Below are 14,824 nucleotides of genomic sequence, written 5' to 3'. Positions count from 1 at the left end.
CCACTCCACGGTTGCGCCCGCGGTTCTCCCGGTTTGCGAAATCGGGAGACCGCGGGAACAACCTCGCTCAGGCCACCGCGCGGAGGTACTCGGAAGCGGGCATGGTCATCCGGTTCCCGGCCGAGCTCGGGCCGCCGGCGAGGGTGATCGCCATCGGCGCGTCGGTCGGCCTCGGGGCGCGCATGGGCATCCGCAGGTGGACCCGGCCGTACCGGGTGATGTCGACGCGGCCGGGCAGCGTGCCCACGGAGAACGACGAGGCCGCGGTCCCGGCGGCGTGCTCGGCCACCCCGATGACGGTCCACCGCCCCTCGGGGACGTTCTGGATCTCGATGTCCGCGGACAGGACGTTCGCCCTGCCACCGAAGGCGACGGGGCCGCACTGCGGGATCGACTCGGCGAACAGTCCGATGAGGACACTCGCCGGACCGGCCCCGCGCGGGGTCTCGACCCGCACGCTGATCGTGCCGGTGCCGCTGCGCATCGTGGCGCTGCCCATTCCGGCGCTGTGCAACGCTTCCAGGGTCGGGAGGCGCTGGAAATGCGGGGCCAGCGCGACGAGCAGCTCGCCGACCTCGGGGTCGCGGTACTGGGTCGGGGTCATCCCGACCGCACGGGTGAAGCGGCTGGTGAACGTGCCGACGCTGCTGTAGCCGACGCTGCACACGATGTCCGACACCGTCAGCGATGTCGTCAGCAGCAGCCGTTTCGCTTCGAAGAGCCGGATCGCGGTGAGGTACCGGCCGGGGGTGACCCCGGTCGCCTTGGTGAAGATCCGCGAGAAGTGGAACGGGCTGACGAAGACTTCCGATGCCAGGTCGCTCAAGGTGATCGGGTCGAAGTACCTCGCGTGCATCGCTGAGATGGCCTGCAGCACCGCAGGTTGCAAGGGGGACGCCGGCTCGGGGAGCCGACCGGGTTCGGTGACGCCTTTCTCGTTCGCCGCCATGGCGACTGTTCGTAGCTGCATCAGACCAACCTCGGATTCGCTGTCGCTTTTCCTCTGTACGCCAGCAAACGCGGTGCCGATTTCGGTGCACTCGACGAGCGATCGAGATCCGCAAGGCCGAACTCGCGTGATCCAGGACGTGACACGCGTGATTGGGCGCGGAACTCGCGTGATCAGACGGCGATCATCGAGGGTCAGACGGGGAGGTCGAGGACGCACTCGCCGACGCTGACCTCGGCGGGCCAGTCGAGTTTGAGCGCGCGGTCGACGCGGTCGCCGGCGTCCACCGGGACGGCGTGCGCGGCCAGCCCCATGGCGCGGGCGACGAGGTACAGCGTCTGTTGCAGCGCACCGACGTGCGCCAGCGTGGTGGCGTACGCGCCGCCTCCGAGGACGGACGCCATCCGCGGCATCCGCGCGGTCACGGTGATCAGCGCCGAGGGCCGTCGATGATTGCCGCCGCCGATCATCGCCATGTCGAGCATCGCGTCGAGGTCGGCCTCGTCGGCGTTCACCAGCGCGAGCCGATGCTCCAGCGGGTCGTAGTGGTAGATCCCGCGGTCCAGCCCCGAGCACCGGTTGACCGAGACGTACAACTCGAGTTCGTACAGGCACGCGACGCTGAAATAGGGCCGCTGCGAAGCACTGTGGGCGGGCCCGTTCGGCAGGTGCGCGGGCCCGATCGACCGGATTCTCGCGCCACGGAACAGGAACTCGCCGATCTGCTCGGCGGTCAGCACGCCCTCGGTGAATTCGGGGCAGGTGTGGTCGTTCTCCAGCAACGTCGTCAGCGTCGGATCGGTCTCCGCGCGGTCGGCCAGATCGGGCCGGTACAGCGCATGGACCGGCCCGTCGCCGGTGGAAGCCTTGACCACCGGCGGTTTCCCGAGGCCGGGCAGATCCGCCGGGCCGCCCGGCCGCCACGTGCGGCTGGTGGTGTGGAACGAGAGTTCGTCCGGGGACCACAAACCCAGTTCGGGATCGTCGTCCTCGGCGAACCGGCCGTGTTCCCCGGCCACCTGCACGACCCCCGCGGCGACCAGATAGGACACGATCGCGCCGACCACCGAGGCGTCGATCCCGGTGGTGGACACGATGTCCCGGACCGATTTCGCCGTCGCCAGTGTCGCCGCGACATGCACCGCCCACGGCTGGGACAGCACGACGCGGTAGCGCGCGGACGGCGACTCCAGCCCCATCCCGTCGGCGTCGGACCGCAGGGAACTGAAGCGGGACAACCGGATCGGACGCGTGGGCGGGATCTCCACCGGCGCGAACACCGGGGCGAGCACGACCGGGATCACCGACAGCAGCGGTCCCCTGCCGTCGGCGAGCCCGAGCGAACGCACCACGGAACCGCCGAGTTCCTTGAGTACCTGCCGCAGCGCGTCGGCGCCTTCGGCCGTCCAGCTCAGCTCGCCTTCGAGATCGGGTTCCCGCTCGACGGGCTCCCACGAAGACGTCACGTTCGCCAGCGAGACCGGCCCCAACGCCATCCGCCGCAACGATTCCAGCACCAGCGGTTCCGCGCGGTCGAACTCGTACTCGCCCCAGCGGGTGACGACCACCAGCGAGCCGTCCTCACCGATCTCGACAAGGCTGTCGTCGGTGAGCGACCACAAGGGGATCGTTTCGGCCACTCCGCCGGGGGGATCTGTCGTCAACGGTTGCTCCAGCTTGCTCTACAAGAACATAGGGAATGGGTTCAGCCGGTCGTAGGGAGTCGGCTCGGCGAGCCTGCCCAGCCGCACCGGCACGTCGAACAGCCGTCCGGGGGCGAAGCGGCTCCAGAACGGGCGCAGCCCCGGAACGACCACCCGGACCACCGGGAGGTCGATGTCGGGCCTGGTCTGGTCCAGCACGAGCGTCTCCATTCCCAGCGCGGAAAGCTTGCGTACCAAGCACTCCACGTCGTCACGGACATCGGGCCGCCGGACGAACTTGAAGTCCGCGGCGCGTTTCGCCGACCGTCCCGGCGCCGGCAGCAGATACGGCTGGTTCCCGACGGTCGCGTACTTGAGCCACGCCGACGCGTCGGGATCGTCGAGTTCGACGTCGTTCGCGAGCACCGCGGGGATCATCTGGTTGAGCTCGCTGACCGCCCGCCGCAACGCCGTCCTGGGATCCAGGTGGGCGCCGAAGCCCATCATGACGTTCTCGCGCGGCCCGGCGATACTCCTGGACAGCGCGACCATCACCGGCACCCCGAGATCCGCGGTCAGGTCGAGCACCCACAGCTCCCGGCCGGCCCGCGCGTACTGGCCGACCATCTCCTCGGCCCACGGGTCGTCGAACGACGCGATGTCGACGCCGGGCACGGGAAGCCGGTTGTACCACCACATCGCGACGGCGTCGCGTTCGACGAGTTCGAGCAGGCCCTGCAGGATCGCGTCCTCGACGCTGCTCCCGGCCGCGCAGCCGTTGGAGTCCGCGCGCATCCCGGTGAGCCCGCACTCCGGCGGCACCCCGTAGTAGAGGTACGCCGTCGGCATCAGCTTCCGCCGCTGCTGCGAGAGCGACCACAGCGGCGTCCAGTCGACGGCCGCCTCGGCGTCGAACCGGTCGGGGACGTGCTGGAAGTTCGCGTGCCTCGCGTTCCAGTCGACGCGCGTTTCGTACTGGCGCTCGTCGAAGAGCATGCACGAGTTCGGGTGGACGGCGTCGTCGCCGAGCGCGCGGAAGGTGTCGCGGATCCGCAGTTCGTCACCCTGGTAGTTCGCCGAGAACCGTTCGATCGCCTCGCACAGCGCGCCGACCTCGGCGTCGATCGGGCTCGCGCCCTTGCCGCCGTTGTCCCCGCGCAGCCCGGCCTGCAGCCCCGCCTCGCCGCGCACGCGGCGCGCGACGTTCAGCCCGGAGCGGTACGCGTTCACGAACGCGGGGGCTCTCGGGTCGCGGGCGATCTCCTTGACGATGCCGGTGACCGGGCTGACCAGATGGCCGTAGCGGTCGAGCACCTCGACCGGGGTGAGCGTCCGGTGCCCGCCACCGCCCGACGTCGCCTTCTTGGCCTCCCGCAGCACGACCGGCTCGGCCGTCCGCGCGGCCACGATGCCTTCGTCGCCGCATTCGGGGCATTGCGGGCGGCGGCGCAGTTCGTGCAACCGCCCCTGCAGGTCGAGGGTGTCGAGGATCCACACGGCCTGCTGCCCCGGATAGCGGTGCCCCGCCAGCCATTTGGACGCTTCGAGGGAGATCAGCTGCGACGCGGCCGCGGTCAACGGCGGTACGGCGGGCATCGGGAACGGCGCGGGCCCGTCGTGCCCCAGCACCTCCTGCACACAGGCCTCGGCGTGCCGGTGCCCCCACAACCGGTTCGTCAGGCAGTGCCAGCAACCGGACCGGCCGGGCTGCATGATCGGACCGATCCACACCTGCGAACCCGACGGCCGGGCCAGCAGCCAGGGCCGTCCGGTGCGCCGGTGCTCGGCGTCGATCTCGGCCAGCCTCGGGTCGAGGTAGTCGTCGCACAGCACGATGGCGAGCTCGGAAGCCGTCTCGACCACTTCGATACCGCTCGCGGCCAGCGCGTTCGCCACCTGCGAGGTGTCGACGCCGCGGCCGATCGCGGTCAGGCTCGCCGTCGCCGGCTTCTGGCGGCAGGCCACGGCGGACGCGTCGAGCCCGCACGCGTCCCAGTACGCGAGCGCGCGCTCGTCCCCGCTGAACTCGTCCGGGACGCGGACGGTGACCAGACCGGCCTCGACGAGCCGGGCCACCACGCCGGTGACCTGTTCGGCGTTCATCCCCTCCGGGCAGGCGGACAGGAGCCCGTCGAGGTCACGGGTGCCGTCGAGCAGGGCGGCCACCGAGGCGACCTGCGCGCCGCGCATCGCGATGACCCCCTGTTCGGAGAACAGGTAGGCACCGTTGCCCTCGCTGATCTCCGCACGCAGATGCCGTTTGAATCCCAGTCCGCCGATCGAGGTGGGCGTGGACGATGCCTCGCGCATGATGACCCCCAGTAGGTCGGTTCGATTCTCGAATCCTGCTGTGTGGGGCCGGGTACCGGCCAGTGTGCGATTCACGCGTCGGACGTGAAAAACCCATGTTCTCCCGGGAGACACGCATGCGGGCCCTGGTGGACGGCTCACTGGCCCGGCGACCGGCCGCTCTGTCACTGTCGAAGCACTGGGAATCAGGTCACGACGCGTATCGAGCTGGAGGGCGCTTGCGATGTACACCGGATCACGAGTAGCGGACAAGCACCACGGCTCGGCACCCAACCCGATTCCGGCCGCGTCCGCAAGCCCCGTCCGTTTCAGCCTCCTCGGCCCGCTCGAACTCGTCCGGGACGGGATCGACTACGCGCCGACGACGCCGAAGCTGCTGCAGGTGCTCGCCATGCTGGTCATGAGCCCGGGGAAGATCGTGCACATCGACACGATCGTGCAGGAGCTGTGGGCCAACGACCCGCCGCGCAGCGTCCGCACCACCATGCACACCTACGTCTACCAGCTGCGCAAGTGCATCGACGAGAACGAGCTGGCCCCGTACGGCGAGACCATGCTGGCGACGAAACCGCCGGGGTACGTGTTCCGGATCGCGCCGGAGCAGGTGGACGTCTTCGAGTTCCAGGAGCTGCAGCACAAGGGCCGCGAGCTGCACCTGCGCGGCGAGCACACCGAAGCGGCGAAGGCCTTCCGGTCGGCGCTCGACCTGTGGTCCGGTCCGCCGCTCGCGAACGTCCACTGTGGACCGGTGCTGTCGGCGTACGCGGTCGACCTCGTCGAGCAGCGGCGCAGCACGCTGCACCTGCGGATCGAGGCGGACATCGCGGCCGGGATGCGGCACGAGCTGATCGGCGAACTGCGTTCCCTGGTCACCGCGAACCCGCTCGACGAGGCCTTGCACGGGCAACTGATCCGCGTGCTCGGCCGCAGCGGGCGCCGCTCCGACGCGCTCGCCACGTACCGTCAGGTGCGGGCGAGGCTCAACAACGAACTGGGCGTGGAACCCTGTGACGAACTGCAGGTCCTGCACCACGACCTGCTTTCCGAAGGTGAACCCGCGTGAACCCCGCTCCCGCCACGGAAACGAAAGTGAGGATCGACGGATGAGCAGTCGTACCTATGGACAGTTCTGCGGTCTGGCCCGCGCGCTGGAGATCATCGGCGAACGCTGGTCGCTGCTGATCGTCCGTGACCTCGTCCTCGGCCCGAAGCGGTTCACCGAACTGCAGGCGGGTCTCCCCAAGATCCCGGCGAGCACGCTGTCCGCGCGGCTCAACGAACTCGAGCAGTCCGGCGTACTGCGCCGCCGCCTGCTCCCCCAGCTCGACGCCGCGGTGGTCTACGAGCTCACCGAATACGGCAGCGAACTCGACCAGATCGTGCTGGACCTCGGGCTTTGGGGCGCGCGATCGCTCGGGCAGCCGGCGGCCGAGGACGTCTTCACCCTGGATTCGGCGATCCTTTCGCTGTACACGACCTTCCGGAGTGAAAAGGCCAAGGGCGTCCAGGTCACCTACGAGCTGCGCTACCCGGGCGAGATGGTCCTGCACGCGATCGTCGAGGACGGCGCGCTCAAGGTCGCGGAAGGCGCGCACCCCGGCGCCGACGCGGTCATCGAACCGCTGGGCCCGTTCATCAAGGATCTGCTGAGCGGGGATCTCTCCGCGGCCGACGCGACGCGCACCGGGAAGATCCGGATCGAGGGCGCCTTCGAATATCTGGAGCTTTTCACGGAATTGTTCCACATTCCCGCCGCTCCGAAAATGTCCGACGGAATCGTCGTCCGCTGATCCATCCGGCGTAACACCGCCGGTCGGATCAGCAATCCGGAGTAACGGAAAACCTCGGAACGCGGGATATCGTCGACATCCGTCACCGGTCGGTCTTTCGCCCAAGGAGCCCTTCATGGCCGCACTCGATTCGCCTCGTCCGGGTCTGCTCGCCTCGCTCAACGGGAAATACCACCGTGCGGCGCTCCTCACCTTCGCGGTGGTCGTCGTGGCCCACTGGGCGGAACACCTGGTGCAGGCGTTCCAGATCTACGTGCTCGGCTGGAAGACCCCGGACGCCCGCGGCGTGCTCGGGATCCCGTTCCCCAAACTGATCAGCTCCGAATGGCTGCACTACGGCTACGCCATCGTCATGCTGATCTTCCTGTTCGCCCTGCGCAAGGGTTTCGCCGGCCGCTCGCGGCAGTGGTGGAACCTGGCGCTCGGCCTGCAGTTCTGGCACCACATCGAGCACCTGCTCCTGCTGATCCAGGCGCAGACCGGCTGGCGGCTCGGCGGCGGCACCGCGCCGAGCAGCATCATCCAGCTGTTCATCCCGCGGGTGGAACTGCACCTGTTCTACAACACGATCGTCACCATCCCGATGATCATCGCGATGCTCGTGCACCGGAAGGCCTCCGCCGCCGAGCGGGAGCTGACCGGCTGCACGTGCTCGCCCATCAGCCGGCGTGAGCTGGCGACCGCGGCATCGTGACCGGGAGACTCTGCGCGCTCCTGGCCCTCGTGGCGGCGTGGTTCGGGGTCGCGGTACTCGCCGCGGCCCCGGCCTCGGCCCACGTCGAACTCCTCTCCTCGAACCCCGCCGACGGCGCCCGGCTCACCTCGGCGCCGGCGCGGGTCTCGATCACCCTGTCGGAGAACATCGGCATCCAGCCGAATTCGATCAAGGTCGTCGACCAGCAGGGCACCGACGTGGTGTCCGGCCCGGTGTTCCAGCCCGGCGAAGTCGCCGAAGAGGTCGCCGTCGCACTCGAACCGGACCTTCCCGACGGCAGCTATCTCGTCGAGTACGCCTTCGTCTCGACCGACTCGCATCCGGTGCGCGGCACGATCGCCTTCGTGGTCGGCACCGGTCCCCTGATCACCTCGGCGGGCGCGGTGTCCGCCTCCACCGGGACCGACCCGGTGACCGACGCGCTGTTCACCACGTTCCGCTGGGTATCCTTCGGCGGGGTCGCGCTGCTCGGCGGGCTGGTGTTCCTGCTGGTCTGCCGTCCGGGCGGCCGGACGGACCCGGCGGCGCGGAAGCTGATCACCGCGGGTCTGTGGCTCTCCGGTGTCACGGCCGTGGCCGGGTTCCTGCTGCAAGGCCCGTACGTCGCGGGCCGCGGCGCCGGCGCGATCTTCGACGGCGCGCTGATCGAGGCGACCCTGCGGGTGGCGTACGGGAAGCTCCTGCTCCTGCGTCTGGCCGCGATCGTCGCGCTCGCCGTCCTCGTGCGGCGGCTGCTGGCGGGCGACCTGCCGGATCGGCTGCGATCGCGCTACGAGAACCTCGGCATCGCGGCCGGGTTCATCGTGATGCTGAGCTTCTCCGCGACCGGGCACGCGGTGGCCGACAAGATCATGTTCCTCTCGGTCAGCGCGGACCTCGCGCATTTCGGCGCGATGGCCGTCTGGGTGGGCGGGCTGATCCAGCTGGCCGTGCTCCTGCGCGGCAGGTACCCGGCGTCGGAGGCCGAGCCCGCGCTGGCGCGGTTCCATCCGATCGCCACCCGGTCGATCGTGATCATGGTGGTCAGCGGCGCCTACCTGGGTTTCCGGCTCGTCCCGTCGGTGGAGGCGCTCTGGACGTCGGCCTACGGCATCGTCTTCGTGCTGAAGCTGACCGGGTTCGCCGCGTTGCTGCTCGTGGCGAACATGAGCCGCAATGCGGTGCGCCGCGGGATCTCCGGGCGGGGCGGCACCGGCGTGGTGACCGCCGACCTGCGGAAACTGCGGGTCAGCGTCGGCGTCGAGGTGCTGATCGTGGCCGTGGTGCTCGCGCTGGCCGCGGCGTTGTCCTCGATGTCCCCGACCGGCTGATCACCGCTCGATCTCCGCTTCCGGCGGAGTGAACGGTCCCCAGGTGAAGGCGCGGAGCCACGGCTCGGGATCGCCCAGCCAGTCCATGGCGGCGATCTGGGCCGGGCTCCGCCGCCCGGCGAGCGTCCGGTACAGGTCCGAGGGCGCGCCCGAGAGCACCGCCGCGACCGGCTCGGTGCCGGCGATCCAGGTCGCACCCTCGGTCTCGAGCCGCATCCCCGGCAGCCCGTGCCTGCCCAGCGAGGCGCCGAGCCCGCCGACGAGCACTTCGAATCCCCGCAGCCAGGCCGCGTGCGCTTGCGGCGGCGGAGCGCCGAGCGCGTACCGGATGTCGAGTTCGTGGGTGAAGGCGTCCATCACCATGATGTCGCCGCGGCTCTTCCCGGCACCGTCGGCGGCGAGGAGGTTGTCGGCCTCGGGACCGCGTTCGAGCCAGAGTTTCAGCAATTCGACGGCCGACGCGGATTCCGGGATCGGGCAGGCCTCGCCACCGAACCGGGTGATCACCCGATCGCAGATCTCGGTCAGATGCGCGATCAGGTCGCGCACGGTCCACTGTGGACAGGCCGGGACGGCCCGCTCGCCCGCCCCCGCGTGGTCGGTGACCAAGATCGCGATGTTCTCCCTGACCTGCCGATATCCTTCGGCCGCTGTCGCCGTATTCCAGCCAGGGACCCGAATTCGGCTGCTCGTCACGCGGCCACCTCCCGTGGGGTATGCGATGGTCGTCCATTCTCCCACCGCCGGGAGACTTCACCCTTCTTCCCGCTTGCGGCGGACCGTTCACCGCAAAGACCACCCACCCGTGGCGCGTGTCGTCGCGGCTTCAGGCACACTGGTCGTTGAAAGCCCCGTGTGGCAAAGAAAAGCGCCCAACGGTGACACATCGACCACTGTGGAGGTGACCAATGGAGATGCCCGGCTTCGATCTGGCGTGGCGTGGTTTCAATCGCGCCCAGGTCCGGGAATTCGTCCGCGAGGTGGAAGCCGAACTACGACGAGTGGAAGCCGAACGCGACGAAGCGATCCGCCGTGGGCAAGCTCTCGCTGGCGAGCTCGCCGCCACACAAGAGGAAAATCGCGAACTGAAGGCCAGCGTCGACCGGATCAGCCGCGTGCCGATCGCACCCGACGCGTTGCAGGAACGCTCGCGCCGGATGCTCGAACTCACACGCGAGGAAGCCGACGACATCGCCGCGCGGGCCGCCGAAGAAGCCACCAAGGCCGAGGCGGAACGAAAGCGGATCGCCGAAGACTTCGAGCGCGCCATGACACTGCGCCGCGCGGAGGCGATGCGCGCGCTCGCCGCGCGGGACGAAGCCGCGCAGGCGAAGGCGCGGAAACTGCTCGACGACGCCGCCGAAGAGGCCGAGCGCCTGGTCGCCGAAGCGCGGCAGAAGGCCGATGTGGCCCTCCGCCTGCGCGACGACGTGCTGAAACAGCTGGTCGGCTGCCGCGAACTGCTCACCGAAGCCGGCATGGTGCTGGCCGTACCGGACTCACCGAAACCGGAAGTGCCCGTTCAGCGCCGGAGCAGGCCCGAAGCCCGCACCGGCACCGAAGCCGCCGCCACCTGACTAAGCGTTGTCGCCGGACGAGAAGACCACCGGCCGGATCTCCATCGCGTTGATGTGCGCGTCCGGGATCTGACCCGCGATCTCGATCGCCCGCTCCTTGCTGTCGCATTCGACCAGGTAGAAGCCGGCCAGGTACTCCTTCGACTCCGCGAACGGGCCGTCGGTGACCACCGGGACGCCGTCACGCACCCGGACCACGGTGCTGTCCTTCGGCTCCGCCAGCGCCTGCGTCCCGAGCAGTTCGCCGCTCTCGGTGAGCTTCTTCATGAAAGGGTCGATGCGGGCGACCACCTCGTTGCGCTCCTCTTCGGGGAGGGCGTCCCAGGCGGTGGGGTTCATCGTGATCATGATCATGTACTTCATCGGTGTTCCTCCTGGTCGTGCGGCCGGTGCCCGGCCACTCACGCAGGAGTCGGAGCGACCGGATCGTTCTCGACATCCTGACACCCCACTTTTTTCCGCTCTCCGGCCGCATACGTGGGGAGGGTATAGTGGGAAGACGACAGGGAACGACGAGAGAACGGGTGCGGGAATGACGGGCTACGGCACCGAGCGGGAGGCCTACCTCAAGCGCCTGCGCCGGATCGAGGGGCAGATCCGCGGTTTGCAGCGGATGGTGGAAGAGGACAAGTACTGCATCGACATCCTGACCCAGGTGTCCGCGGCCACGAAGGCGCTGCAGTCGTTCTCCCTCGAACTGCTGGACGAGCACCTCGCCACCTGCGTGGTCCACGCCGCGGCCGCGGGCGGTGAAGAGGCCGACCTCAAGGTCCGGGAGGCGTCCGACGCCATCGCCCGGCTGGTCCGGTCCTGAAGCGTCGCAACCGCAGGCTGTTGGTGACGACGAAGACCGACGAGAACGCCATCGCGGCCCCGGCGATCATGGGGTTGAGCAGGCCGAGCGCGGCCAGTGGCAGGGCGGCGACGTTGTAGGCGAACGCCCAGAACAGGTTGCCCTTGATCGTGCCGAGCGTGCGGCGGGCGAGGCGGATGGCGTCCACGGCCGCGCGCAGGTCGCCACGTACCAGGGTGAGGTCGCCCGCTTCGATCGCGGCGTCGGTCCCGGTCCCCATCGAGAGACCGAGGTCGGCCTGCGCGAGCGCGGGCGCGTCGTTGACGCCGTCGCCGACCATGGCGACCACGTTGCCTCGCGCCTGAAGGCGCTTGACGACGTCGACCTTGTCGGCGGGCAGCACCTCCGCGACGACCTCGTCGATCCCCACTTCGGCGGCGACGGCCGCCGCGGAACCGGCGTTGTCCCCGGTCAGCAGGACCGGCCGGAGCCCGAGCGCCTTCAACCCGGCCACGGCCTCGGCGGAAGTCGGCTTGACCGTGTCGGCGACGACGACCACACCGCGTGCCTCGCCGTCCCACGCGACGACGACCGCGGTCGCGCCGCGTTCCTCGGCGACCTTCTTGGCCTGGGTGAACTCGTCGCCGACGGCGATGTCGTGCCGGTCGAGGAGGGCGGGCCGCCCGGCCAGGACGGTCTTGCCCTCGACCTCACCGACGACACCCAGGCCCTCGACGTTGCGGAACCCGCCGACCGGCGGCAGCTCGCCCACCCGTTCCTCGGCGGCCGCGACGATCGCGCGGGCGATCGGATGTTCGGAGCCGTGCTCGACCGCCGCGGCCAGGCGCAGGACTTCGGTCTCGTCGTCGCCGAACAGGTCGGTGAGACTCATCTTCCCGGCGGTCACCGTGCCGGTCTTGTCGAGTACGACGGTGTCGACCGCGCGAGTGGACTCGAGCACCTCCGGACCCTTGATGAGGATGCCCAGCTGCGCGCCGCGGCCGGTGCCGACCAGCAGCGCCGTCGGCGTGGCCAGGCCGAGCGCGCACGGGCAGGCGATGATCAGGACCGCGACGGCGGCGGTGAAGGCGGCGTCGGCCCCGCTGCCCGCGCCGAGCCAGAAGCCGAGGGTGCCGACCGCGAGGGCGATCACCACCGGGACGAACACCGCCGACACCCGGTCGGCGAGCCGCTGGACCCGCGCCTTGCCGTTCTGCGCGTCCTCGACCAGCCGCGCCATCTGCGCGAGCCGCGTGTCGGCACCGATCCGGGTGGCGCGGACGACGAGCCTGCCGCTCGCGTTGACCGTCCCGCCGACGACGGCGTCCCCGGCCACCACCTCGACCGGGACGGCCTCACCCGTCAGCATGCTCAGGTCGACGGCCGAGCCACCTTCGGTCACCACCCCGTCGGTGGCGATCTTCTCCCCCGGCCGGACGACGAACTCGTCGCCCGTCTTCAGCTCGCCGATCGGGACACGGCTCTCGATGCCGTCCTTGAGGAGCGCGACGTCCTTCGCACCGAGTTCGAGCAGTGCCCGCAGCGCGGCGCCGGAGCGGCGCTTGGACCGGGCCTCGAAGTAGCGGCCCGCGAGAAGGAACGTGGTCACCCCGGCGGCGACCTCGAGATAGACGTTGCCCGCGCCGTGCCCGCGTTCCATGATCAGCTCGAAGCCGTGGCGCATGCCGGGGGTCCCGGCGGTGCCGAACAGCAGCGCGTACAGCGACCAGAGCGTGGCGGCGACGACGCCGAGGGAGATCAGGGTGTCCATGGTGGCGGCGCCATGGCGGAGGTTCGTCCAGGCTGGGCGGTGGAACGGCCACGCGCCCCAGGTGACGACCGGCGCGGCTAAGGCCAGCGAGACCCACTGCCAGTAGGGGAACTGCCAGGCCGGGACCATCGCCAGCACGATCACCGGCACGGCGAGGACGGCGGAGACCACGAGACGGGTTCTCAGGGAGCCGGCCTGGTCCTCGTCCTCGTCGGGTGTGGGCGGTTGGGCCGTGTAGCCGGCGGACTCGACGACGCCGACGAGGTCTTCGACCGAGACCGCCGCGGGGAAGTCGACCTGCGCCTTCTCGGTGGCGTAATTGACCGTGGCGGAGACGCCGTCGACCTTGTTCAGTTTGCGCTCGACCCGCGCGGCGCAGGACGCGCAGGTCATCCCGCCGATGGCCAATTCGACGCGCTGGGATGTCACGGCGTACCTCCCGGGTGGTGCCCGTGGTGTTCGCTGGTCGGCGCCGGTGGGGGCGGCTCCTCGTCCAGCGGCCCGACGGCGGAGCCGATCGCCCAGGCGACGGCGAACACCGCGACCAGAGCCGCGGCGAACGCCGACACCTTGACGGCGGTGCTCACGAGACGAGCTGGTAACCGGCCTCGCTGACGGCCGCGTCGACGGCTTGGACGTCCAACGGCGCATCGCTGGTGACGGTGACCTTGCCGCTGGCGACGTCCACGTTCACGGCGCTGACGCCCGCGATCTCGCTGACCTCCTCGGTGACGGAGGAGGCGCAGTGCCCGCAGGACATGCCCTTGACGATGTAGGTGGTTTCGGCCATCGGTTCGAACTCCTCTACAGGACAGGTGGAGCGATCACTTCCTTTATACCCCGTGGGGGTAGGGGTGTGCACAGAGGGTGCGGGGACACTGCGGAAATGAGGAAGATCTCCGCCATCGGCATCGGCGCCGGCGACCCGGACCACCTGACCGTCCAGGCGATCCGGCGGCTCAACGAGACCGATGTGTTCTTCGTGCTCGACAAGGGCTCGGAAAAGCAGGACCTGGTGGCTCTGCGTCAGGAGATCCTCGACCGCTTCGTCGAGCGGCCCGGCTACCGCGTCGTGCGGGCACCGGACCCCGAACGCGACCGTACTCCTGACGACTACCGGAAGGCCGTCGCCGACTGGCACCGACTCCGCACCGACGTCTACGAGAGCATGATCGCTTCCCTGGGGCCCGATGAGCGGGGCGCGTTCCTCGTCTGGGGCGACCCGGCGCTCTACGACTCGACCCTGACCCTGCTGGACGCGGTGCTCGACCGCGGGAACGTCGAGTTCGAGTACGACGTCATCCCCGGGGTGAGCAGTGTGGCCGCGCTGACGTCACGGCACCGGACCACGATGAACCAGATCGGCCGTCCGGTCCTGGTCACCACCGGCCGCCGCCTCGAAGCCGACTGGCCCGCGGACGTGGACGACGTCTTCGTCATGCTGGACGCGGGGTGCACGTTCTCGCAGTTCGTGGACACGGGCCTGGAGATCTACTGGGGCGCGTACCTCGGCACCCCCGACGAGCTCCTGCTCTCCGGCCCGCTGACCGCGGCCCTCGCCGAGGAGATCCGCTCCGTCCGCGCCTCCGCCCGCACCCGCAAGGGCTGGATCATGGACATCTACCACCTACGCCGCCCCGCCCCCTCCCGCATTTAGTCCTCTAAATGCGCCCGGCTCACCCTCCCCTCCCCGTGCCCGTCCCGTCACTCACGTGCTCCAGGCCGTGGTTCGCGTGATTACAGGCGGATCTCGCGTGTTTAGGGAGGGATCTCGCGTGATCAGACGGACGACACACGTGATCAGGTGGACGACACAACCACCGGCCGTGTCGTCCGTGGGATCACGCGTGTTCGCCCTGCAATCACGCGTGTTGCGTGTCTGATCACGGGTGTGGCGGGTTTCGGGTATGAGAAAAGGGCTTGGGCCCCGGGAGAACTCGTGGTTCTCGACCGGGGCCCAAGCCTT

15 protein-coding genes are annotated in these 14,824 nt (G+C 69.6%); 7 read left to right on the top strand and 8 right to left on the bottom strand.

Annotated elements, in window-relative coordinates; all coding sequences use genetic code 11:
• Positions 1-67: 67 nt before the first annotated feature.
• From AB8M46_RS37795 to AB8M46_RS37785, 3 genes are all read right to left on the bottom strand, one after another.
• Positions 68-970: an AraC family transcriptional regulator gene (locus tag AB8M46_RS37795; RefSeq protein WP_369797490.1), complete on the bottom strand. Its 903-nt coding sequence runs from the start codon at positions 968-970 to the stop codon at positions 68-70.
• A 173-nt stretch (positions 971-1,143) separates the two neighbouring features.
• The gene (locus tag AB8M46_RS37790; RefSeq protein ID WP_394363395.1) at positions 1,144-2,589 is read right to left on the bottom strand and encodes a SagB family peptide dehydrogenase; all 1,446 of its coding nucleotides are present in this window, start codon (positions 2,587-2,589) and stop codon (positions 1,144-1,146) included.
• A 42-nt stretch (positions 2,590-2,631) separates the two neighbouring features.
• Positions 2,632-4,902 (bottom strand): TOMM precursor leader peptide-binding protein, encoded by a 2,271-nt coding sequence (locus AB8M46_RS37785; RefSeq protein WP_350598176.1) that lies wholly within the window; start codon positions 4,900-4,902, stop codon positions 2,632-2,634.
• 223 nt (positions 4,903-5,125) lie between these two features.
• Here AB8M46_RS37785 and AB8M46_RS37780 point away from each other — a divergent pair, with 223 nt between their 5' ends.
• From AB8M46_RS37780 to AB8M46_RS37765, 4 genes are all read left to right on the top strand, one after another.
• Positions 5,126-5,965 (top strand): AfsR/SARP family transcriptional regulator, encoded by an 840-nt coding sequence (locus AB8M46_RS37780; protein ID WP_016332220.1) that lies wholly within the window; start codon positions 5,126-5,128, stop codon positions 5,963-5,965.
• A 40-nt stretch (positions 5,966-6,005) separates the two neighbouring features.
• A complete protein-coding gene (locus AB8M46_RS37775) occupies positions 6,006-6,692 on the top strand; it encodes a helix-turn-helix domain-containing protein (protein ID WP_125737539.1) in 687 nt (228 codons plus the stop codon).
• A gap of 115 nt (positions 6,693-6,807) precedes the next feature.
• The gene (locus tag AB8M46_RS37770; RefSeq protein ID WP_394363295.1) at positions 6,808-7,386 is read left to right on the top strand and encodes a hypothetical protein; all 579 of its coding nucleotides are present in this window, start codon (positions 6,808-6,810) and stop codon (positions 7,384-7,386) included.
• Positions 7,383-8,717, top strand: a complete 1,335-nt coding sequence (locus AB8M46_RS37765; RefSeq protein WP_394363294.1) for a copper resistance protein CopC — start codon at positions 7,383-7,385, stop codon at positions 8,715-8,717. Before AB8M46_RS37770 ends, AB8M46_RS37765 begins: the two co-directional genes overlap by 4 nt.
• On the opposite strand, the gene AB8M46_RS37760 is transcribed toward AB8M46_RS37765, so the two are convergent.
• Positions 8,718-9,335 (bottom strand): maleylpyruvate isomerase family mycothiol-dependent enzyme, encoded by a 618-nt coding sequence (locus AB8M46_RS37760; protein ID WP_378426430.1) that lies wholly within the window; start codon positions 9,333-9,335, stop codon positions 8,718-8,720.
• A gap of 290 nt (positions 9,336-9,625) precedes the next feature.
• Between AB8M46_RS37760 and AB8M46_RS37755 the strand changes: the two genes are divergently transcribed.
• Positions 9,626-10,294, top strand: a complete 669-nt coding sequence (locus tag AB8M46_RS37755) for a M protein (protein ID WP_394363293.1) — start codon at positions 9,626-9,628, stop codon at positions 10,292-10,294.
• Here AB8M46_RS37755 and AB8M46_RS37750 read toward each other — a convergent pair whose 3' ends face one another.
• On the bottom strand, positions 10,295-10,657 hold the full coding sequence (locus AB8M46_RS37750; protein WP_037347812.1) for a YciI family protein: 363 nt from the start codon (positions 10,655-10,657) through the stop codon (positions 10,295-10,297).
• A 169-nt stretch (positions 10,658-10,826) separates the two neighbouring features.
• On the opposite strand from AB8M46_RS37750, the gene AB8M46_RS37745 reads away from it, so the two are divergent.
• Entirely contained in the window at positions 10,827-11,108 is a 282-nt protein-coding gene (locus tag AB8M46_RS37745; protein ID WP_007034631.1) for a metal-sensitive transcriptional regulator, read from the top strand.
• On the opposite strand, the gene AB8M46_RS37740 is transcribed toward AB8M46_RS37745, so the two are convergent.
• Genes AB8M46_RS37740 through AB8M46_RS37730 form a run of 3 tightly spaced genes read right to left on the bottom strand, consistent with a single transcriptional unit; the run spans position 11,059 to position 13,648 of the window.
• Complete coding sequence (locus tag AB8M46_RS37740; protein WP_394363292.1) at positions 11,059-13,287, bottom strand: heavy metal translocating P-type ATPase; 2,229 nt, start codon at positions 13,285-13,287, stop codon at positions 11,059-11,061. The two genes, AB8M46_RS37745 and AB8M46_RS37740, sit on opposite strands and share 50 nt — an antisense overlap.
• The gene (locus tag AB8M46_RS37735) at positions 13,284-13,445 is read right to left on the bottom strand and encodes a hypothetical protein (protein WP_199755231.1); all 162 of its coding nucleotides are present in this window, start codon (positions 13,443-13,445) and stop codon (positions 13,284-13,286) included. The genes AB8M46_RS37740 and AB8M46_RS37735 overlap by 4 nt, the downstream gene beginning before the upstream one ends.
• Complete coding sequence (locus AB8M46_RS37730) at positions 13,442-13,648, bottom strand: heavy-metal-associated domain-containing protein (protein WP_037347815.1); 207 nt, start codon at positions 13,646-13,648, stop codon at positions 13,442-13,444. Before AB8M46_RS37730 ends, AB8M46_RS37735 begins: the two co-directional genes overlap by 4 nt.
• Before the next feature lie 96 nt (positions 13,649-13,744).
• Here AB8M46_RS37730 and cobF point away from each other — a divergent pair, with 96 nt between their 5' ends.
• Positions 13,745-14,515, top strand: a complete 771-nt coding sequence (gene cobF, locus AB8M46_RS37725) for a precorrin-6A synthase (deacetylating) (RefSeq protein ID WP_394363291.1) — start codon at positions 13,745-13,747, stop codon at positions 14,513-14,515.
• Positions 14,516-14,824 lie beyond the last annotated feature (309 nt).

This window comes from Amycolatopsis sp. SB7-3 (assembly GCF_041021335.1).
GTDB classification, from domain to species: Bacteria; Actinomycetota; Actinomycetes; order Mycobacteriales; family Pseudonocardiaceae; genus Amycolatopsis; species Amycolatopsis japonica.
The sequence above is the reverse complement of the archived record's forward strand: the minus strand, read 5'-3'. Positions and strand labels throughout refer to the sequence as shown.